The organism is Streptomyces sp. NPDC057280, assembly GCF_042668605.1.
Classification (GTDB): domain Bacteria; phylum Actinomycetota; class Actinomycetes; order Streptomycetales; family Streptomycetaceae; genus Streptomyces.
The window spans coordinates 542,308-562,500 of sequence record NZ_JBHUYR010000005.1 but is presented as its reverse complement, the minus strand read 5'-3'; the positions used below and the strand labels follow the sequence as shown (position 1 = coordinate 562,500).

Below are 20,193 nucleotides of genomic sequence, written 5' to 3'. Positions count from 1 at the left end.
ATCAGAAGTTTCGCGCCGGTCTGACCGGCTGCTCATTTCCGAATTCATCGGGAGGGGGCCTCTTCGAAAGCGATGTTTCGAGAAGCAGACAGACACTCACTGTCGCCGACCGGACTATACCCAGTTCCAGGCAACTGTTCGAATCTACCTCCCCGCAAGCTCCGTGTCAACGGCTCTTGTGGGGCGAAGAGGAGACTAGCAGTTCAGCAGCCCCACTCGCACATCAGGCGGCCATGGGCACGGCGGCGCTGCGTTCAGCGGCCTCGACGTCGCCCGTTTCGCCGGTGCGGGCCGCACGGCCGCCCAGGACGTAGACGTAGGCGAGAAAGGCGACTTCGGCGGCGATCCCGATGGTGATGCGAGCCCATGTGGGCAGGCCGGAGGGGGTGACGAAGCCTTCGATCGCGCCGGAGACGAAGAGGATCAGGGCGAGGCCGATCGCCATTCCGATCGCGGCGCGTCCTTCCTCCGCGAGGGCGGCTCGCCTGGTGCGGGGGCCGGGGTCGATGACCGTCCACCCGAGGCGCAGTCCGGTGCCCGCGGCGACGAAGACCGCGGTCAGTTCGAGAAGGCCATGGGGCAGCACGAGGCCCAGAAAGGTGTCGAGGCGGCCGGCGGAGGACATCAGGCCGAAGCCGACTCCGAGGTTGAGCATGTTCTGGAAGAGGATCCAGAGGACTGGGAGTCCCAGGAAGACGCCCAGGATCAGGCACTGGGCGGCGGCCCAGGCGTTGTTCGTCCAGACCTGGGCGGCGAAGGACGCCGCGGGATGACTTGAGTAGTACGTCTCGTACTGGCCGCCGGGGCGGGTGAGCTCGCGCAGTTCGCTGGGTGCCGCGATGGAGGACTGCACGTCGGGGTGGGTGCCTATCCACCAGCCCAGGAGGATCGACACCGCCGTGGAGAGGAGCGCGGTGGGGACCCACCAGTGGCGCGCCCGGTAGACCGCCGCCGGGAAGCCGTAGGTCAGGAAGCGGGTCACGTCGCGCCAGGAGGCGCGGCGGGTTCCTGTCACCGCGCCACGCGCGCGTGCCACGAGTTGGCTGAGTCGCCCCGTCAGCTGGGGATCGGGGGCGCTGGACTGGATCAGTGAGAGGTGGGTCGCCGTACGTTGATAGAGAGTGACGAGTTCGTCGGCCTCGGCGCCGGTGAGTCTGCGCTGGCGGCGGAGCAGGGCGTCCAGGCGGTCCCACTCCGCCCGGTGGGCGGAGACGAAGACGTCGAGGTCCATCGGTTCGGCTGCTCCTCGGCTGGTCGTCGGCGGCTCGTCGTGGTGTCAGCTTGTCGTACTGGCGCGCGATGCGCCCTCAGCTTGGCAGACTGGCGGTTCTCGGGGCGGGCCAGGGAAGGACGGCGGGCGTGAGTGAGCTGGTGACGGGCGAGGCGGTGGCGCTGGAACTGCGTCCCGCGCGGCTGCCGAGCAGGGCGCTGGCCGTGCTGCTCGATCTGGTGGTGGCCTCTGTCGCCTACATCATCGTGACCGTCGCTCTGGTGACTTCGACGGCCTCGCTGGACGAGGCGGCGCAGTTCGCGGTCTCTCTCGCCGCCTTCGTGCTCGTGATGGTGGGCGGACCTATCGCGGTCGAGACGCTCAGCCACGGTCGTTCGCTCGGGAAGATGGCGTTCGGGCTGCGGGTGGTGCGGGACGACGGCGGGCCGATCCGGTTCCGGCATGCCCTGGTGCGGGGTGGGATCGGGGTGATCGAGATCCTGCTGACGTTCGGGGTCGTCGCCTGTGTCGCCTCCCTCGTGTCTGCGCGGGGGCGGCGGCTCGGGGACGTGTTCGCGGGGACTCTCGTCGTACGGGAACGGATCCCTGTCTCGCCCTCGGGTTTTCTGCCTCCCCCGCCGCCCTGGCTGGCCGGTCGGTTCTCCGGGCTTGATCTGTCGGCGGTCCCCGACGGGCTGTGGCTTGCCATGCGTCAGTACCTGGCGCGGATGCAGCAGCTCGATCCGCAGGTGGGCGCGGCCATGGCCGAGCGGCTGGCCGCCGATCTCGCCGCGCGCACCGGCACTCCGGCACCGCACGGGGTTCCGCCGGCGGCCTATCTGGCGGCCGTGGTGCAGGAGCGGCAGGCCCGTGAGGCTCGGCGGGCCCTCACGAACGGTCCGGGGGCAGCGGGCGGGGTGACTGCTCCAGTGGTCGGTGCGCCTGGGGTGTACGGGCCGCCTGGCGCGTACGGGCCGCCTGGTACCTACGGGTCCCCTGGGGCTTACGGAGCGCCTGGGGCGTACGGGCCTTCGCCGGAACAGGCATCTGCGCCTGTCCAGATGCCTTCGCCTCCTGCGGTCACAGCTCCCCCGTCTGCCGTCGTGGGTGAGTCCGAGCCTCGCGCAGTGCCGTCGCCCGAGGCTCCTCGTACCGGGTTCGCTCCCCCCGCCTAGCCGCTGGCACGCCACCCCGGCCGGGCTCGGTCTCAGGGGAACACGGACGGCGGCGATTCCAGGTCTTCGAGTTCGACGCCGGGGGCCGACAGGACCACGTCGCCGGCGATGTGCACGGTGTGCTGCTCGCCGGTGTCCAGGGCTGTGACCTGGTATTCGTCCACGGTCAGGGGGCCGTTGTCAGTGGCGTGTGCTTCGCTTTTCCTCAGCGCCCAGGACTGGTCCAGGGTGCGCGGGGCGAGGACCGGATCCGTGAAGGCGACGAGCCGTATGCGGGTGGCTGAGGAGGAAGGGGTGAGGCGCAGGAGACGGGCGGTGGCGACGAGGAACGCGGGGGACGTGCCGGTGAAGGCATGTGCGCGGACATTGCCTTCCGTGGCGTGCGTCCCCGTGGGGTCGGTGCGGACCCAGGTGACGCCGTCGAGGGCGGCTCCACGTACTTGCCAGGCGGCGGCGTGGAGTTCCAGCCGGATGGGGCGGCCCAGCTCGTCGAGGGCGAGGTCGACGGAGCCCGCGTGATCGCCCGCGGCGGTGGTCAGTTGGGAGACATAGCGCCAGCCGGAAGGGCCGGGGGCGCAGTGGAAGTGTTCTTCTGCGAGGGGGGTGTGATCGTGCGGATCGTGGAGCGAATAACGGCCGCGGGGCATGGGGGTCCTGGGTGGTGAAGGGCTGGTCCGGGCGTGGCGGCGCGGGCTGTCCGGCCACGGCGGCCAAAGGGGCAGGCCCCCGGCACGGGGGTGCGGGGGCCTGCCTCGGAGGTTCTGCCGCTGAGCTGAGGGCGGCTCAGTAGCGGTAGTGGTCGGGCTTGTACGGACCCTCGACCTCGACGCCGATGTAGGAGGCCTGCTCGGGACGGAGCGTCGTGAGCTTCACGCCGAGCGCGTCCAGGTGCAGCCGGGCGACCTTCTCGTCCAGGTGCTTGGGCAGCGTGTACACGCCGATCGGGTACTCGGACTGCTTGGTGAACAGCTCGATCTGGGCCAGCGTCTGGTCCGCGAAAGAGTTGGACATCACGAACGAGGGGTGACCGGTGGCGTTGCCCAGGTTCAGCAGACGGCCCTCGGACAGCACGATGATCACCTTGCCGTCGGGGAACGTCCAGGTGTGGACCTGCGGCTTGACCTCGTCCTTGACGATGCCCGGGATCTTCGCCAGACCGGCCATGTCGATCTCGTTGTCGAAGTGGCCGATGTTCCCGACGATCGCCTGGTGCTTCATCTTGGCCATGTCCGAGGCCATGATGATGTCCTTGTTGCCGGTCGTGGTGATGAAGATGTCGGCCTTGTCGACGACCTCGTCCAGCGTCGTGACCTGGTAGCCGTCCATCGCCGCCTGAAGGGCGCAGATCGGGTCGATCTCCGTGACGATCACCCGCGCACCCTGACCGCGCAGCGACTCCGCACAGCCCTTGCCCACGTCGCCGTAGCCGCAGACGACCGCGGTCTTGCCGCCGATGAGGACGTCGGTGGCGCGGTTGATGCCGTCGATCAGGGAGTGCCGGCAGCCGTACTTGTTGTCGAACTTCGACTTCGTCACGGCGTCGTTCACGTTGATCGCCGGGAACAGCAGCTGACCGTCACGCTGCATCTCGTACAGCCGGTGGACACCGGTCGTGGTCTCCTCGGTCACCCCGCGGATCTCCGAGGCGAGCTGGGTCCACTTCTGCGAGCCCTCGGTGATGGTGCGGTTGAGGAGCTCGAGGATGACGCGGTGCTCCTCGTTCTCGGCGGTGTCGACCGAGGGGACCTTGCCGTCCTTCTCGTACTCGACGCCCTTGTGGACGAGGAGGGTGGCGTCGCCACCGTCGTCCAGGATCATGTTCGGGCCGCCGGTGGGGGTGTTCGGCCAGGTCAGCGCCTGCTCCGTGCACCACCAGTACTCCTCCAGCGTCTCGCCCTTCCAGGCGAAGACGGGGACACCCTGCGGGTTGTCGACCGTGCCGTTCGGGCCGACGGCGATGGCGGCGGCCGCGTGGTCCTGGGTGGAGAAGATGTTGCAGGAGGCCCAGCGGACCTGCGCGCCCAGGGCGACCAGGGTCTCGATGAGAACGGCGGTCTGCACGGTCATGTGCAGGGAGCCGGTGACGCGGGCGCCGGCCAGCGGCTGCGCCTCGGCGTACTCCTTGCGGATCGCCATCAGGCCGGGCATCTCGTGCTCGGCGAGGGTGATCTCCTTGCGGCCGAACTCGGCCAGGGAGAGGTCGGCGACCTTGAAGTCCTGTCGGTTGTCGACAGTCGTCATTGCGAGCTGCTCCTCGGGGTTGGGGCGAGGTGGGTAGGGCTGGTCTGCGCGGCGGCGGACACAGGGGTGCCCGAAAGAGGACACAGGCATGCCCGCGTGCGCGCAGCGCAGTCCGTCGGAGGCCCTCTCTCCCTCGGCCGGTCCGCGGTGGGACCGCCCGACCGCCATCAGCAGCGACGTCTGGCTCCGTCCCAAGCTACACCGGTACGACCGGCCGCCCCCAGTCCACCTCCGAACCCATGGCGTCCTTCTAGCAAAGCTCAGGCATGGGATGCGGCGGACGGGACAGCGATAACAGGACACCCACGATCGCTGGAACAAGGCCCGCCAGACAGGGGCGAACTGGGACTTTTGCTTCTTCGGGCCCGCCGGTTCGTGGTGAAGGATGCGAAGAGATCGGGACCAGCTGATCGATCCCGCGGGGCGTCCGGGACGGCGTTCCGTGTGACAAAGGCGTTAGGAGATCGACGTGACCAGTCCGGCCGGCCCTCCCCCCACGGACAGTGGCAGCGGCGAGCAGCAGAGAGTCAGGCTGCTCGCGGTGACCGCGTGTCCGACCGGCATCGCACACACGTACATGGCGGCGGAGAAACTGCAGCAGGCCGCCGAGAGCCGCGGCATCGACATGAAGGTGGAGACGCAGGGATCGATCGGGGCCGAAAACATCCTCGATGACAACGATGTCAGCACCGCGGACGGCATCATCGTCGCCGCGGACAAGGACGTGGACCTCAGCCGTTTCGTCGGCAAGCGGGTCCTCACGGTCGGGGTGGCGGAGGGCATCCACCATCCCGAGCGGCTGATCGAGCGGGTGCAGTCGGCGCCAGTGCACGAGCCCGGCGGAGGGGCGGCGGTGGTGTCGTCGTCCGGCGGGAAGGAGCGCAGCGTCGGGTACAAGGCGCTGATGAACGGGGTCAGTTACATGATCCCGTTTGTAGTGGTCGGCGGGCTGCTGATCGCGATCTCGCTCTCGCTCGGCGGCCACACGGACCCGTCCGGCGGTCTGGTCATCCCGAAGGACTCCTTCTGGATGGACGTGAACAACATCGGCGTCATCGGCTTCACGCTGATGGTGCCGATCCTGTCCGGATACATCGCGTACGCCATCGGCGACCGCCCCGCCCTGGTCCCCGGCATGATCGGTGGCTGGATAGCCAACACCGGTGCGTTGTACGACTCCAAGGCGGGCGCGGGCTTCATCGGGGCGATCGTGACCGGCTTCCTCGCCGGGTATCTGGTGCTGTGGATCAAGAAGGTCAAGGTCCCGAAGTTCGTGCAGCCGATCATGCCGATCATCGTGATCCCGATCGTGGCGACCACGGCGCTCGGACTGTTCTTCATCTACGTCCTCGGGAAACCGATCTCCTGGGTCTTCGAGCACCTGACCGACTGGCTCAGCGGCATGACCGGCACCAGCGCGATCCTGCTCGGCGCGATCCTCGGACTGATGATCTCGTTCGACATGGGCGGGCCGGTCAACAAGACGGCGTTCCTCTTCGGCGCGGGCCTCATCGCGACCGGCAACCAGACAGTCATGGGCATGTGTGCCGCCGCGATCCCGGTGATGCCGCTGGGCCAGGGGCTCGCGACGCTGGTCCGCAGGCGGCTCTACACAGAACAGGAGCGGGAGACCGGTCTCGCCTCGCTCTTCATGGGCTGCTTCGGCATCTCCGAGGGCGCGATCCCGTTCGCGGCGGCGCGGCCCGCGCAGGTCATCCCGGCCAACATGCTCGGTGGCGCGGTCGCCGGAGCGATCGCCGGGGTCGCCGGCGTCGAGGACGCGGTGCCGCACGGCGGACCGATCGTGGCGGTGCTGGGCGCGGTGAGCGGGGTGCCGATGTTCTTCGTGGCCGTGGTGATCGGCACGGTCGTCACCGCGCTGACGACGGTCGCCCTCATCGACCTGAGCGAGCGCGGGCGACGCGGGGAGCCGGGCGCCGGGACAGTCGTCGGGACATCGGGGCCCGGGCCCGAGCCGGTGCTGGTCGGGTCGCGTGCGGGGGCGGTGCCGGGCGCCGTCGGCATCGTGGCGCAGAGGAGCGTGGCCACACTGCCCACCTCAGCGCCCGCGCCGACCACCTCGTCTGCCGCACCGGCCGAGCCTGCCGCTTTGGTCGACCCCGCTGCTTCGGCCGAGCCCGCCGCTTCAGTCGAGCCCTCCGCTTCACCCCAGCCCGCCGCTTCAGTCGAGCCCTCTGCTTCGCCCCAGCCCGCCGCTTCCGTCGAGCCCTCCGCTTCAATCGAGCCCTCTGCCTCATCCCAGCCCGCTGCTTCGGCCGAACCCTCCGTTTCACCCCAGCCCGCCGCTTCAGTCCAGCCCTCCGCTACGGCCGAGCCCGCCGCTTCGGTCGAGCCCGCCGCTTCGGTCGATGCCGAAGTGCTCTCCGGGTATCTCACCGAGGCGACCGTGAGCGTCCGGCTCGGTGCGGGTGACAAGGAGGGCGCCATCCATGAGATGGCCCGGCTGCTGGCGCGGAGCGGCAAGGTCGCGGATGTGGACGAGCTCGTGGCGACCGCGTTGCGGCGGGAGGAGCAGGGCACGACCGGGCTCGGTGAGGAGATCGCGATCCCGCATGCCAAGACGGATGCGGTGACCGCGCCCGTCGTCGGGTTCGCACGGTCCGCGGAGGGGATCGAGTGGGGGTCGCTGGACGGTACGCGGGCCAAGCTGGTGTTCATGATCGCGGTGCCGGAGGCGGCTGCGGGGGACGAGCATCTGCGGATTCTGGCGCTGCTGTCGCGGAAGCTGATGGACACCGGATTCCGGGAACGGCTCACGGCCGCCGCGGACGAGTCGGCGGTGCTCGGAGTGTTGCGCGAGGTCGGCTAGCCGTCGCTCCGGGCCCTCCGATCGTCGGGCGGCACGCAACCGCGCAGGTCGGCGCGCCGCCCGGGGCCCGCTCCTTCCTGGTCACCCCGGCAGCACAGCCGGTTCACAGACGCCCGCTACGCTCTGCGGCCGCGGAGGGGCCGCACGGAGAGGAACGCAATGTCCGGCAAAGGGCGGGGACTGGGGATCGCAGCCGTCGTGGTGGGGCTGGTGGGGTTGCTGTTGGCGTTGGGGGGCGTCGGCTATGCGCGGGACGCCTTCGGCAGCGCCGTCGTGTCGAGCGAGAGCATGACGCCGGCGTACGGGCCGGGCGACCGGGTGTTCTACGAGCGGGTCGACGCGAGCGAGGTGCGGCGCGGGGATGTCGTGATGCTCTCGGCGCCGGACCGGTACCACAGCGACGGTCTGGTGATGCAGCGGGTCATCGGTGTGGGCGGTGACCGGGTGAAGTGCTGCACGGGGCACGGGCCGCGGGCCCGCATCACCGTGAACGGGAAGCCGCTGGAGGAGCCCTACCTGAAGGACGGGGACGTGTACGGCGGGTTCCCCATGCCTTACGACGTGCGGGTGCCCGAGGGCCGGCTGTTTCTGCTGGGCGATCATCGCTCGAGCGCCGCCGACTCACGGGCGTTCCTGAGCGACCACGGTGGGACGCTCCCGGCCTCCGCGATCAGGGGGCGGGTCCTCGACGGCTCCACCGCGCCAGGAGTGCTGGGCGCGGTGATCATCGCCGGTGCCGTGATGGTGCTGGTGGGTGTCGGGCTGGGAATCGCCGCTTTCGTCGTACGGCGCAGGGCGCGGGCCGCTGTGCCCCCTGCGCCGCCGTGGGCGATGCAGGTGTGAGGAGCGAGGAGTGTCCGAGGGCCCGCCGGATTCCGGCGGGCCCTCGGTCGTCAGTGTCCGGCGGTGGGTTGCTGTGCCGGTCCCCCGGGCGTGGCCTCGCGGTCGGGGCCCTTGGCGGCCTCGGCCTCGCTGTAGATGTCCGGCTCCAGGTAGATGACGCGGGCGATCGGGACGGCCTCGCGGATGCGGGCCTCGGCCGCGTTGATGGCGTTGGCGACCTCGGTGGCCGAGTCGTCGTGCTGGACGGCGATCTTGGCAGCGACCAGGAGTTCCTCCGGGCCGAGGTGGAGCGTGCGCATGTGGATGATGCCGGTGACGGTGTCGCCGTCGACGATCGCCGTCTCGATCTTCCTGACCTCGTCGGTGCCCGCGGCCTCGCCGAGCAGCAGGGACTTGGTCTCGGCGGCCAGGACGAGCGCGATCAGGATGAGCAGGACGCCGATGCAGAGGGTGCCGATGCCGTCCCAGACGCCGTCGCCGGTGATCAGGGCCAGGCCGACGCCGCCGAGGGCGAGGACCAGACCGATGAGCGCGCCGAAGTCCTCCAGGAGGACGACCGGCAGCTCGGGCGCCTTGGCGCGGCGGACGAACTGGGACCAGGTCTGGGAGCCCCGCAGTTCGTTGGACTCCTTGATGGCGGTCCGGAAGGAGAAGCCCTCGGCGATGATCGCGAAGACGAGGACACCGACCGGCCAGTACCAGTGCTCGACCTCGTGCGGGTGCTTGACCTTCTCGTAGCCCTCGTAGATGGCGAACATGCCACCGACCGAGAACAGGACGATGGAGACGAGGAAGGCGTAGATGTAGCGCTCGCGGCCGTAGCCGAACGGGTGCTGCGGGGTGGCCTCGCGCTGGGCCTTCTTGCCGCCGAGGAGGAGCAGGAACTGGTTGCCGGAGTCGGCGAGCGAGTGGACGCCCTCGGCGAGCATCGACGAGGAACCGCTGAACGCGAACGCCACGAACTTCGATGCCGCGATCGCGAGGTTGGCGCCGAGTGCCGCCACGATCGCTTTGGTGCCGCCTGACGCGCTCATGTGTTCGCGTTGTCCCTTCGTACGCCGTGCCGGACGCGGCCCTTTCGGCCTTTGCCCGTGCTTTGCCGGTGGGCCATTCTTGCAGCCTCACCCGGGGTGGGCTCGTCAGGTATCCACAGCGCCGGTCACACAATCACAGTTGCCCGGAAGACCGTGCCCGTCCCGGACACCTCGGCCTTCTCGCCCGCCGGGACGAACACCGACTGACCGGGGCTCAGCTGGTGCTCCCCCGCCCGGATCGAGCCCGCCGTGCAGAGCAGGATCTGCGGGGTCGCGCGGGTCAGGTCGTGGGCGGCGCCGCCCTCGGGGAGGACGTGGCGCGACAGCCGGAACTCGTCGATCGGGGTCTCGTAGACCTCCTCTCCGTCGGGGGACGCCTCCGGGCGCAGTACGCCGGGGTCGGCGGCCTTGAAGCGGACGATGCGCAGGAGTTCGGGGACGTCGACGTGCTTGGGGGTCAGGCCGCACCGCAGGACGTTGTCGGAGTTGGCCATGATCTCGACGCCGAGGCCGCTGAGGTAGGCATGCGGGATGCCGGCGCCGAGGAACAGGGCCTCGCCGGGCTGCAGTCGGACGAAGTTCAGCAGCATGGCCGCGATGACGCCCGGGTCGCCCGGGTAGTGGTGGGCGATGTCCGCGTAAGGCGCGTACTCACCGCCGAGGCGCGCGCAGGCCGCGGCCGCCTCCGCGACCGTACGGGCCATCTCCTCGGGGTCGGCGCTGAGGACGGCCGTGAGGACCTCGCGCAGGGCGGCGTCCTCGGGGTGGGCGTGCAGCAGGTCGACGTACGGCTTGAGGGAGTCGACGCCGAGTCCGGCCAGCAGTGCGGCGGCCTGGTTCGGGTCGCGGAAGCCGCACAGGCCGTCGAACTCGGTGAGCGCGCAGATGAGTTCGGGCTTGTGGTTGGCGTCCTTGTAGTTGCGGTGACCGGCGTCCACGGGGATGCCGCGGCGCTCCTCGTCCTCGTAACCCTCCTTCGCCTGCGCGAGGTCGGGGTGCACCTGGAGGGAGAGCGGGGCGCCGGCGGCGAGGATCTTGAGCAGGAAGGGCAGCCGCGGGCCGAACTTCGCGACGGCCGCCGCGCCCAGCTCCCGTGCCGGGTCGGCCTCGATGACCTCGACGAGGGTGCCGCGCGCGGTGCGCGAGGGAGCGCCTGGGTGGGCGCCCATCCACATCTCCGCCTGCGGCTCGCCGCTCGGTGCGACGCCCAGGAGTTCGGGGATGGCGGTGGTCGAACCCCAGGCGTAGGGGCGGATGGTGTTGTCGAGGCGGTCCATCGGGTTCTTTCTGTACGACGGTCAGGGCGCTGCCCGTCCGTTGCGCTACGGCGGTCAGGTCTTCCCGGGCATGATCAGGCGCCCGAGGCGAGCGCCAGGTAAACCGCGGCGAAATCCGTGATGGCGATCAGTTCCGCGAGGGTCTCCAGCTCGGCGCCTTCCTCCGGTTCCAGCTCGCTGATCGGGGTGTCGTGGCTCAGCGCCAGGTCCCGGGCGGCGGGCGCGGCGGTGAGGCCGCCGAGGGGGCGGTCACGGAGCAGCACCACGCGCGCGTGGAGCGCGGGAGGCTCCTCCACGCGGTCGCGGAAGAAGTCGTCGGGGTCGGCGCTGGCGGCCAGCGGTCCGGCGAGCAGGGCGCTGTGGGCGGCGAGCGCCTCGGGCAGTTCGGCGACCAGGGCGGGACGGCCGGAGAGCTCGGCGAGCGCGGCGGCGAAACGGCGGCCCGCCGGGCCGGCCGAGACGCCCTCCGTCCAGATCACCGGGAGCGCGTCGGCGAGCTCGGCGGCGAGGGTCTTCGCCGGGTTGCTGTACGTCGCGATGGCGGGCCCGCAGCGTTCGGCGATGTGGTCGAGGCGGTCGGCGACCTTCTCCAGGGCGTCCGGCGGGGCGGCGAGCAGGCCGGTGCGGTCGAGGAGCGCGAGGAGCGGGGTGAACAGCGCCCACAGGACGCCCGGGGCGGACGCGGTGAGCTGCTGCTCGTCCTGCTCGTACGGGGCTGTCGCGAGCGGTACGAAGAGGCCGTGGGCGCCCTCGACCGCATCGGTGAGGGGGGTGCCGGCGGGGGCCACCGCGACGACCGTGCAGCCACGGCGGTAGGCCTGGTCGGCGAGGAGGGACAGGCCTGGTTCGGTGCCGTCCGGGGTGGCGATCAGGAGCAGGTCGACCGAGCCGGTCCAGCCCGGGAGCTCCCAGCGCAGGGCGCCCGCAGCGGGGGCGACGCCGGTGGGGGCGAGGCGGATGACGGGGCTGCCGGCGCCGGCGAGCGTGCCGAGGAGGTCGGCGACGCAGATGGCGGCGGCGCCGGGGCCCGCGATGAGGACCGCGCGGGGGCGGCCGTCGGGCTTGAGGTCGTTGACACCGGCCTCGGCGGCGTGCCTGGCCGCGGTGCGGACGCGGGCGCCGGCCTCGGCGGCGCCGCGCAGCAGGCCGCGGCGGTCGGCCTCCGAGAGTGCCTCTGGGGTGTCGAGCAGCGATTCGTCGAGCATGGGCGGCAGGCTCCTCCGATCACCGGATTCGTCGATTACGCGCGCGCGGCCCCGTCGGGCGTGGGCGTGGGGGTCACGCGGGGCGGCGGGCCTCGTCGACGAGGAGGACGGGGATGCCGTCGCGGACCGGGTACGCCAGGCCGCAGTCCTGGCCGGTGCAGATCAGCTCGGTGTCCTGCTCCTTGAGGGGGGCGTGACAGGCCGGGCAGGCGAGGATCTCCAGGAGGCCGGCTTCGAGCGGCATGAGGTGTTCCCTTCGGGGGCGGTACGGCTGCTTGCGCGGATGTGCCTGGTCAGCGTACCGCCGGTGGGGGGTGGGTGCCGGGGTTGTGGACAACCGGGGTCGGTGGGGGCACGAGTGCCACGGCACCCGACCTGCTCAGGCCCTGATGATCGCCAACACCTCGTCCCGGACCTTCGTCATCGTCGCCTCGTCCCTCGCCTCCGCGTTCAGGCGGAGCAGGGGCTCCGTGTTGGAGGGGCGGACGTTGAACCACCAGTCGGCGGTCGTGATCGTGAGGCCGTCCAGGTTGTCGAGCGTGACGCCGTCCTGGCCCTCGTACGCGGCGCGGATCGCGGCGAGGCGGTCCGCCTGGTCGGCGACGGTGGAGTTGATCTCGCCGGAGCCCGTGTAGCGGTCGTACGCGGCCACGAGGCCGGACAGCGGGCCCTCCTGGCCGCCGAGGGCGGCGAGGACGTGGAGGGCGGCCAGCATGCCGGTGTCGGCGTTCCAGAAGTCCTTGAAGTAGTAGTGCGCGGAGTGCTCGCCGCCGAAGATCGCGCCGGACTTCGCCATCTCGGCCTTGATGAAGGAGTGGCCCACGCGTGTGCGGACCGGGGTGCCGCCGTTCTCCTTGACGACCTCCGGGACCGACCAGGACGTGATCAGGTTGTGGATGATCACGCCCGCCCCGCCGTTCCTGGCCAGCTCGCGCGCGGCCACCAGGGCGGTGATGGCCGACGGGGAGACCGGGTCGCCGTGCTCGTCGACGACGAAGCAGCGGTCGGCGTCGCCGTCGAAGGCGATGCCGAGGTCGGCGGACTCTTCGCGGACGCGCTTCTGCAGGTCCACGAGGTTCGCCGGGTCGAGGGGGTTGGCCTCGTGGTTCGGGAACGTGCCGTCCAGCTCGAAGTACATCGGCACGAGGTCGAGGGGGAGGCCCGCGAAGACCGTCGGAACCGTGTGCCCGCCCATGCCGTTGCCCGCGTCGACGACGACCTTCAGGGGACGGATGGAGGTCAGGTCGACCAGGCCCCGCAGGTGCGCCGCGTAGTCGTCCAGCGTCTCGCGCCGCGTGATCGTGCCCTGCGTCTCCGCAGGCGCCGGAGCGCCCGTGTCGGTCCAGCGCTCGACCAGTTCGCGGATCTCGGCGAGCCCGGTGTCCTGGCCGACCGGGGCGGCGCCCGCGCGGCACAGCTTGATGCCGTTGTACTGGGCGGGGTTGTGGGAGGCCGTGAACATCGCGCCCGGAAGGTTCAGCGCGCCGGAGGCGTAGTACAGCTGGTCGGTGGAGCACAGGCCGATCTCGGTCACGTCGACGCCCTGGGCGGCGGCTCCGCGCGCGAAGGCCCGCGACAGGCCCGGGGACGAGGGCCGCATGTCGTGGCCGATCACGATCGCGCTCGCGTCGACCACCTGCACGAAGGCCGCTCCGAAGAGCTCGGCGAGCGTCTCGTCCCACTGGTCGGGAACGACCCCGCGCACGTCGTAAGCCTTCACGAGCTGTGACAGATCAGCAGCCACTGCCTAACCCCTCCAAAAGTCCTGTCGGTCGCCTCAAACTACCCGTAGCCACCGACAGCCCGCCGTCCGTCCGCCGAGTGGACCCAAGAACGTAACCTCAGGTCAGGGCGGCATCCGGTCCGGAACGGGGAGTTCCGCCCGACGCGGAACGTGCGTCACATACGCACGAAGAAGGGGTGGTTGCCGACCAGGAGGTCAGTTGTCGGGTGAGCGCAGCACCCGCAGATGTCCGCGCCGCGCGACCTCCATCGGGTCCGCAGCGCGTCCCCCGCCACCGGCCTGGGCGGCGCGCTCCTGCGGACGGGCCGCCTCGCGGACCGCGTTGGCCAGCGCTTCCAGGTCGTCGCCGCTGGGGCGGGCGGGAGCCGAACCGTCGAGCAGCCGGACGACCTCCCAGCCGCGCGGGGCGGTGAGGCGCTCGGAGTGCTCGGCGCACAGGTCGTAGCAGTGGGGTTCGGCGTAGGTGGCGAGCGGGCCGAGGACCGCGGTCGAGTCGGCGTAGACGTACGTCAGCGTCGCGACGGCGGGGCGGCCGCAAGCGGTGCGCGAACAGCGACGTACAGGGCTCACGACGTTGGACGGTACCGCACTCTTGAGCGGGCCGCGACGACTCTCCCTGAGGTCACTCCACCGTGTCGTGGTGTGAAACGCCCCACACGCCCCTTTGGGCACACCTTGCTGACCTGCACGGACACCGCCTACCGAGATCTCGAACGCCATCGGTCCCGGTCATCACTCCGTACAAACAAGGTCAATTGCCATCAGATCACCGGTCGCGGAGAGATATGGAATCGAGCCCAACCTTGGCTGGAATGGTCATGCGGCGACATGCCGTGCGAGGTGGCCGAAGAGCCCCCGGGCCCCGCGTGGGCCCCGGGCACCAGGCCTCGCCGGGGACTACGCTTCACCAGTGATGGACAACCCCGTACCGCCCCGAGCCGTCGGCCCCGGGCCCCGCCGACGTGATCGCCATGGCCGGGGCATGCGCGGCCCGATCGCACCGCCCCAGGTCCCGCTCGCGGCGAGCCGTGCCGAGGCGTTCGCGGATCTGGTGCAGGACTCCGTGGAGCGGCTGGAGCGGCGCTGGCCGCAGCTCGCCGACATCGACTTCCTCGTCCTGGAGGTGCCGCACCTCGACGGCCGGAGCTTCAGCGACGAGGCGGTCCCCTTGGGCGGCACGATCGCCGCGCGCGAGGGGCGCCCCGCGCGCGTGGTGATCTACCGCCGCCCGGTGGAGATCCGCACCAAGGGCCGCGACGAGCGCGCGGCGCTGGTGCACGAGGTCGTCGTCGAGCAGGTCGCCGAGCTCCTCGGACTGACACCGGAGACGGTCGACCCGCGCTACGGCGAGGACTGACGAACGCCCCCGCGGGCTACTTCTGCAGCACCGACAGGTCCTCGTCCGCCTCCGGCACCGCGACCGTCCCCCGGTCGTCCGGCAGCGTCTGCACCGTGAAGCCGGGGATGCCGTCCTCGGTGGCCGCCAGGGTCCGGGCCGCGTAGACCGGGCCGCCCGAGACCGGCTCCACCGTGAGCGCGTACGTGCCCTTCAGACCGCTCGGCCGGGGAAGCTCCACGTCCTGGGTGGTGCCGCCCTTGATCGTGTACGTCTTCGAGACCGCCGTGCCGCCGTCGCCGCCCGCCGACGCGGTCACCTTGACCTGTGCGGTGCCACTGGGCGCCACCAGGGACAGCGTGCTGCCCTTGGCGCTGTTGTCGGCGGCCGTCGCGCGGGTGCCGACCGGGCGGGTGGCCGGGATGAACGCCGTCTCCTGCTTGGCGCCCTTGCCCCGGGTGACCCGCAGCGCGGCCACCACCGGCACGGAGTCGCCGGTCGGCGTCAGGACCAGCGAACCGGCCTCCCCGCGCGTGACGGCGCCGAGGTCGACCGCGGTCGTCATGCCGGCCTTGACGTGCAGCGTCTCGTTGCCGGCCGGGGTGATCGACCCGGACGGCGAGGCGAGGCGCACCTTCAGGTCGGCGTCCTCGTCGCCGGGCGCGAAGGCGACCAGGCGCACGGCGGTGGCGTCCTTGGGGATGCCCGGCAGGACCAGGCTGCCCGCCGGGTCCGCGGACGCGGCCAGCCAGTCGCCGCCGATCTTGTCGTCGAGAGCCTGCACGGCGGCGCCGACGCGTCCGCTGCGGACGTTGACGTGGACGGTGAGGTTGGTCTGCTTCTCGCCGGTGAGCGTGGACAGCAGGATCGGCTCGCTGGACCTGGGCGGGACGGTGATGTCCTCGCCGGCCGTCGTCGCCACGGCGCCGTCCTTGCCGTACAGCTCGATGTCGACGACGGCCGCCGAGTCGTCGGGGTTGATCAGGTGCACGTAGTCGGTGCGGTCGGCGGCGGTGCTGGCGCCGGGGAACCAGAACGAGGTGTCCGCGGCGGAGCAGTTGACGCCCTGGAGGCCACGTCCGGTGCCCGCGGCGACCTCGGTGGTCTCCTGCACGGTCCAGCCGGGCGCGAACCTGCCCTCGGCGGTGCCGATGAGCGCCGGGGAGTCGCCGCCGGAGGTGTCCTCGGTGTCGGGCGTGCCGGGCTCCTTGGCGGTGAGGACCGGTTTGCCGGCCTTCTTGTCGCCGGCCTTCTTGTCGTCCTTCTTCCCGCTGTCCTCCGACTCCTGTGCCGCGGCGACGAGTTCGGCCTTGCCGTCGCTTCCGGTGCCCTTGGTGACGGGCGTGAAGGACGTGTAGGACGTGTCGGCGATGTCGGAGAGGCTGGGGCTCGGGCAGAGCAGGCTGGTGCGCTCCACGGGCAGCTCGGCGGCCGCCTTGGCGGTGTCCGTGCCGGACGCGTCGGGCGCGCTGAGCGAGGCGAAGCCGGTGACGGCGGCGAGAGCGGTCGCGCAGGCGATCAGGGACACGGTGGTGCGGTTCACTGCTGGCTCCCGTCGGGACGCTCGCCGCCGTGCTGGTGCGGCTGCGCCGGGTCGTACGTCGCGTCGTAGCCCTGGTCGTACGGCTGCCCGTACTGGTCGTACGACGGTTGCTGCGCCTGGCCTCCGTAGGCGTACGGGTCGTACTGGCCGCCCTGGTACGGGTCCGCGTAGCCCTGCTGGTCGTAGCCGCCCGCCGGGTACTGCTGGGCGGGCTGGTACTGGTCGCCGGCGTAGGCGTCGTACCCGGCGCCCTGGTAGGCCGACTGGTCCCAGTCGCCGTAGGACTGCTGCTGCGGGACCGGTACCGGGGTCTCCTCCGAAGGAGGAGACAGGGGCTCGTCGCCCTGGGCGGTCTCCTCGGCCTCGGCCTGGGCGCGCAGGCGGCGGGCGCGGCGGCCCTCGCCCTCGGTCGCCTGGGCGGGGATGGCCCGCTCCTCCTCGGGGAGGTCGTCGTCGATGTCGCGGCGGCGGCCGGGCAGGGCCAGCACCACGAGGACGAGGGCGAGGGCGCCCTGGACCCACAGCCAGGCGGTGTGGGTGATCGGGTCGTCGTAGACGACGTCGAGCTTGCCGCCGGAGGCGGGGAGTTCGAAGCCCTGGGCCCAGCCGTCGACGGTGGTCGGGGTGAGCGGCTTGCCGTCCAGGGTGGCCGTCCAGCCCTCGGCGGCGGTGTCGGCGAGACGCAGGGTGCGGCCGTCGGCGCCGGCCGGGATCGTGGTGTGGATCTCGACGGGTCCGGCGGCGACGAGCGTCGGGGTGCCGGTGCCGCCGACGATGGTGGCGCGGGCGACGTCCTGGTCGATCCGCCACAGGGCTTGGCCGTTCCGCCCGCTCAGCCGGGACAGGCCCGGGGTCGCGTCGAGGACGCGGGCCACCTCGCGCGAGGCGCCCTTGCGGACGAGGACGTAGCGCACGGCGAACTTGCCGAGCTGGTCGGCCTGGTCGGCGCCGGAGCCGGCGACCAGGTTGGCGACGACCTTGTCGAGCGCGGTGTTCTCACCGCTCGCGGCGGCGAGTTCGGCGTCGCCGAGACGGGCCCCCGAGCCGCGGACCAGCATGTAGCCGACGTGGGCGGCGGAGTCGCTGTCGAGGACGAGGGTGCGGGCCCGGTCGCGGTTGTTGCCGTCCTCGGCGACGAACGCGGGCACCTGCACCGGGTCGCGGCGCTCCAGGGGGCCGTCGGCACCGCGGATCATCCAGCCCGCGGCGACGAGCAGCGGGCCCGCCGCGGCGGCGAAGGCGATCAGCGCGGCGACCGGCTGCCGCCAGCCGAAGCTCTGCTCGGCCACCCGCGCGCGGGCCCCGTCGGCGCCGAGCACGGCGGCGGCCAGGAGGGCGAGGCCGTAGACGAGGGTGGCGGGGCCCGCCCAGGTGGAGTTGTTGGACAGCACCGCGAAGACGAGGCCCGTGAGGGCGACCGCCCAGGCCGTCCAGATCCCGGACTGACGCTCGGAGCGCAGCAGGGCGGCCAGCGCGGCCAGGACGACGCCGATGAGCATCAGACCGCTGACCGTGCCGGGGCCGCCGGGGCTGGCGCCGAGCAGGTCGGTGGCGGAGGCGGCCGAGGAGCCGTACTCCAGACCGGCCTCCTGGAAGAAGCCGAACGGGAGGAGGGTGAGCGACCAGGGCGCCAGGATCAGCAGCGGGGTGCCGAGCTGGGCCAGGAAGCGCAGGCCGTAGGCGGTGAGGTCGGTGCGGCGCACGGCCAGGACACCGAGGCCGAGCAGCAGCGCGATCGGCCAGACGATCGGCGTGAACGCGGTGGTGATCGTCAGGAGCAGGGCGTACGCCCAGGTGGCGCGCCAGCTGCCGCGCGCGTCGGAGGGGTGCGCGAGGCCGCCAGCGGCGATGCCCGCGCGCGCGATGAGCGGCAGCAGGATCGCGAGGACGGCGGTGCCGATGCGGCCGCCGGCGAGGGCGCCGGTGGCGGCGGGCAGGAAGGCGTAGACGACGGCCGCCCACGCGCGCAGCAGCCGCGACTCGACCAGGGGCCGGGAGGCGAAGTACGCGGTGAAGCCGGCCAGCGGCACCGAGCAGACGAGCAGGACGGTGACCGCGAGCCCGGTCGAGCCGAACAGCACGGAGGCGAGCATCGCCACGATCGCCAGGTACGGCGGCGCGGAGGCGGTGCCGCCGGCGCCCACGCCGTGCCAGGCGTCGAGGTAACGGGACCACAGCTCACCGGAGTCGGCCGGGGCGGGCAGCAGGGCGCCGCCCGCGAGCGCGCCGGCGCCGAGGAGTTCACGGCAGGCGATGAGCGAGACCAGCAGCAGCACCAGGAACAGCACCGGGCCGGGCTTGCGGGCGATGCGCTTCACGCGTGCGAACTGCTCGATCTCCAGGAAGTCGGCGTCGTCGCCGCCGGGTCCGGACTCGACCGCGCCGCCATGGCGTCCGGCGCCCGAGGTCTGCTCGGGGTCGGAGCTGCCGAAGAAGCTGCCGGCGGCCTGCTCGACGGTGGCGCGCACGGTCGCGCCGGGTGGCGGGAACAGCGGGCGCAACTCGTCCTTGTCGACCGCCGGTGTGCCGCGCCTGCGGCGCCCGGCGATGATCCGCTCGGGCCGCAGCAGGGTGCCGAGCAGACCGCGGATCTCGTCGAGGGCCTGTCCGGGGACCTTGCCGACGAGATAGGCGACCGTCCTGAGCACGGTGCCGACGACGAGCCGGATCAGCACCCAGGGCAGCACGGCCGTACGGCTGTTGACGAGCAGGGTGTAGGCGGCGCCCGCCTTGTCGACCTTGTGCGGGGAGGCCGCGGTGCGGCCCACGCAGTCGACGGCGCGGCGCTCGCGCGAGGCCGCCTCCGCGTGCCGTACGACCGCCTCGGGGGCGACGAGGACGCGGTGGCCGGCGGCGGTGGCGCGCCAGCACAGGTCGACGTCGTCACGCATCAGGGGCAGGTGCCGGTCGAAGCCGCCGAGCTCCTCGAAGACATCGCGCCGCACGAGCATGCCGGCGGTGGAGACGGAGAGCACGGGCCGGACGTGGTCGTGCTGGCCCTGGTCCTGTTCGCGGCGGTCGAGGCCGGTCCAGCGGCGGCCGGAGTGGGCGATGGTGACGCCGACCTCCAGGAGCTGCCGTTTGTCGTACCAGCCGCGGAGCTTGGGGCCGACGACCGCCACGTCGTCGCGGCCGAGTTCCAGTTCCTGGTCGACGACGCGCAGCAGCTGGGCGAGGGCGTCGGGTTCGGGGGCGCAGTCGTCGTGCAGCAGCCACAGCCACTGGACCGGTTCGCCGTGCGGGAGCTCGGGCAGGTCGTAGGCGTCGTCGCGCCAGGTGCGCGTGACGGGGTCCCAGCCGCTGGGCCGCTTCAGGTACGGCAGGTCGTCCGGGGTGAGGACGGGCGCGGTGCGGTTGGCCTCCTCGACGGCCTGGCCGAAGCCGGTGCGGCGGGCGAGGTGCAGCACCCGGTCGGCGCCGAGGGCGTCGGTGACCAGCTGCGCGGAGGTGTCGGCGCTGCCGGTGTCGGCGGCCATCGCGAACTGGACGGGGCGCTCCTGGCCGAGCAGCCCGGCGAGCGCGTCGGGCAGCCAGCGGGCGCCGTCATGCGAGACGAGGACCGCGGTCACCACATGACGCGGGAACTCAGGAGTGGCAGCGTCGTGGGCTGCCGTGTGGCTGTGCACGGACATCGAGGTACGGGCCCCGGTTCGGTGGACTGCGGTGGACGCCTGTGCCCCGAGGGGGCAGCGGGGCGTCTCGGACGAGCGACCACACTATCGGCTGGGCATGGGGACGGCCCGCCGCCTGTGGAC

General features: G+C 71.9%; 15 protein-coding genes. 4 read left to right on the top strand and 11 right to left on the bottom strand.

The window, feature by feature from the left end; genetic code table 11:
- Positions 1 to 223 precede the first annotated feature (223 nt).
- Positions 224 to 1,231, bottom strand: coding sequence for a stage II sporulation protein M (locus tag ACFUO4_RS30070; protein ID WP_383490726.1), 1,008 nt, complete (start codon positions 1,229 to 1,231; stop codon positions 224 to 226).
- Between the two features lie 128 nt (positions 1,232 to 1,359).
- Here ACFUO4_RS30070 and ACFUO4_RS30065 point away from each other — a divergent pair, with 128 nt between their 5' ends.
- Positions 1,360 to 2,385: an RDD family protein gene (locus ACFUO4_RS30065; RefSeq protein WP_383490724.1), complete on the top strand. Its 1,026-nt coding sequence runs from the start codon at positions 1,360 to 1,362 to the stop codon at positions 2,383 to 2,385.
- Positions 2,386 to 2,417: 32 nt separating this feature from the next.
- On the opposite strand, the gene ACFUO4_RS30060 is transcribed toward ACFUO4_RS30065, so the two are convergent.
- Both ACFUO4_RS30060 and ahcY read right to left on the bottom strand, forming a co-directional pair.
- Entirely contained in the window at positions 2,418 to 3,032 is a 615-nt protein-coding gene (locus ACFUO4_RS30060) for a hypothetical protein (protein ID WP_383490722.1), read from the bottom strand.
- 136 nt (positions 3,033 to 3,168) lie between these two features.
- On the bottom strand, positions 3,169 to 4,626 hold the full coding sequence (ahcY, locus tag ACFUO4_RS30055) for an adenosylhomocysteinase (protein ID WP_383490720.1): 1,458 nt from the start codon (positions 4,624 to 4,626) through the stop codon (positions 3,169 to 3,171).
- Between the two features lie 469 nt (positions 4,627 to 5,095).
- On the opposite strand from ahcY, the gene ACFUO4_RS30050 reads away from it, so the two are divergent.
- Together ACFUO4_RS30050 and lepB are read left to right on the top strand one after the other, a co-directional pair.
- The gene (locus tag ACFUO4_RS30050) at positions 5,096 to 7,456 is read left to right on the top strand and encodes a fructose-specific PTS transporter subunit EIIC (RefSeq protein ID WP_383490718.1); all 2,361 of its coding nucleotides are present in this window, start codon (positions 5,096 to 5,098) and stop codon (positions 7,454 to 7,456) included.
- 159 nt (positions 7,457 to 7,615) lie between these two features.
- A complete protein-coding gene (lepB, locus tag ACFUO4_RS30045; RefSeq protein WP_383490716.1) occupies positions 7,616 to 8,299 on the top strand; it encodes a signal peptidase I in 684 nt (227 codons plus the stop codon).
- A 50-nt stretch (positions 8,300 to 8,349) separates the two neighbouring features.
- Here lepB and ACFUO4_RS30040 read toward each other — a convergent pair whose 3' ends face one another.
- The 6 genes from ACFUO4_RS30040 to ACFUO4_RS30015 form a co-directional block, all read right to left on the bottom strand.
- Positions 8,350 to 9,333 (bottom strand): cation diffusion facilitator family transporter, encoded by a 984-nt coding sequence (locus ACFUO4_RS30040; RefSeq protein ID WP_383490714.1) that lies wholly within the window; start codon positions 9,331 to 9,333, stop codon positions 8,350 to 8,352.
- Between the two features lie 125 nt (positions 9,334 to 9,458).
- On the bottom strand, positions 9,459 to 10,610 hold the full coding sequence (gene manA / locus ACFUO4_RS30035; protein WP_383490712.1) for a mannose-6-phosphate isomerase, class I: 1,152 nt from the start codon (positions 10,608 to 10,610) through the stop codon (positions 9,459 to 9,461).
- A gap of 74 nt (positions 10,611 to 10,684) precedes the next feature.
- Positions 10,685 to 11,815 (bottom strand): SIS domain-containing protein, encoded by a 1,131-nt coding sequence (locus ACFUO4_RS30030; protein ID WP_383490710.1) that lies wholly within the window; start codon positions 11,813 to 11,815, stop codon positions 10,685 to 10,687.
- 73 nt (positions 11,816 to 11,888) lie between these two features.
- Positions 11,889 to 12,059: a Trm112 family protein gene (locus tag ACFUO4_RS30025; protein WP_007382472.1), complete on the bottom strand. Its 171-nt coding sequence runs from the start codon at positions 12,057 to 12,059 to the stop codon at positions 11,889 to 11,891.
- 135 nt (positions 12,060 to 12,194) lie between these two features.
- Positions 12,195 to 13,559 (bottom strand): phosphomannomutase/phosphoglucomutase, encoded by a 1,365-nt coding sequence (locus ACFUO4_RS30020; protein WP_079312392.1) that lies wholly within the window; start codon positions 13,557 to 13,559, stop codon positions 12,195 to 12,197.
- A 195-nt stretch (positions 13,560 to 13,754) separates the two neighbouring features.
- Entirely contained in the window at positions 13,755 to 14,129 is a 375-nt protein-coding gene (locus ACFUO4_RS30015) for a DUF3499 domain-containing protein (RefSeq protein WP_181387233.1), read from the bottom strand.
- 343 nt (positions 14,130 to 14,472) lie between these two features.
- Here ACFUO4_RS30015 and ACFUO4_RS30010 point away from each other — a divergent pair, with 343 nt between their 5' ends.
- Positions 14,473 to 14,916 (top strand): metallopeptidase family protein, encoded by a 444-nt coding sequence (locus ACFUO4_RS30010; RefSeq protein WP_383490772.1) that lies wholly within the window; start codon positions 14,473 to 14,475, stop codon positions 14,914 to 14,916.
- A gap of 16 nt (positions 14,917 to 14,932) precedes the next feature.
- Here the strand turns inward: ACFUO4_RS30010 and ACFUO4_RS30005 are convergent, their stop codons facing one another.
- Both ACFUO4_RS30005 and ACFUO4_RS30000 read right to left on the bottom strand, forming a co-directional pair.
- The gene (locus ACFUO4_RS30005) at positions 14,933 to 16,438 is read right to left on the bottom strand and encodes a DUF5719 family protein (protein WP_383490707.1); all 1,506 of its coding nucleotides are present in this window, start codon (positions 16,436 to 16,438) and stop codon (positions 14,933 to 14,935) included.
- On the bottom strand, positions 16,435 to 20,070 hold the full coding sequence (locus ACFUO4_RS30000) for a glycosyltransferase (protein ID WP_383490705.1): 3,636 nt from the start codon (positions 20,068 to 20,070) through the stop codon (positions 16,435 to 16,437). The genes ACFUO4_RS30005 and ACFUO4_RS30000 overlap by 4 nt, the downstream gene beginning before the upstream one ends.
- Positions 20,071 to 20,193 lie beyond the last annotated feature (123 nt).

Coding starts and splice junctions, on each gene's coding strand:
- ACFUO4_RS30070 (WP_383490726.1), bottom strand. CDS start 1,231: ATGGACCTCGACGTCTTCGTCTCCGCCCACCGGGCGGAGTGGGACCGC.
- ACFUO4_RS30060 (WP_383490722.1), bottom strand. CDS start 3,032: ATGCCCCGCGGCCGTTATTCGCTCCACGATCCGCACGATCACACCCCC.
- ahcY (WP_383490720.1), bottom strand. CDS start 4,626: ATGACGACTGTCGACAACCGACAGGACTTCAAGGTCGCCGACCTCTCC.
- lepB (WP_383490716.1), top strand. CDS start 7,616: ATGTCCGGCAAAGGGCGGGGACTGGGGATCGCAGCCGTCGTGGTGGGG.
- ACFUO4_RS30040 (WP_383490714.1), bottom strand. CDS start 9,333: ATGAGCGCGTCAGGCGGCACCAAAGCGATCGTGGCGGCACTCGGCGCC.
- manA (WP_383490712.1), bottom strand. CDS start 10,610: ATGGACCGCCTCGACAACACCATCCGCCCCTACGCCTGGGGTTCGACC.
- ACFUO4_RS30030 (WP_383490710.1), bottom strand. CDS start 11,815: ATGCTCGACGAATCGCTGCTCGACACCCCAGAGGCACTCTCGGAGGCC.
- ACFUO4_RS30025 (WP_007382472.1), bottom strand. CDS start 12,059: ATGCCGCTCGAAGCCGGCCTCCTGGAGATCCTCGCCTGCCCGGCCTGT.
- ACFUO4_RS30010 (WP_383490772.1), top strand. CDS start 14,473: ATGGACAACCCCGTACCGCCCCGAGCCGTCGGCCCCGGGCCCCGCCGA.
- ACFUO4_RS30000 (WP_383490705.1), bottom strand. CDS start 20,070: ATGTCCGTGCACAGCCACACGGCAGCCCACGACGCTGCCACTCCTGAG.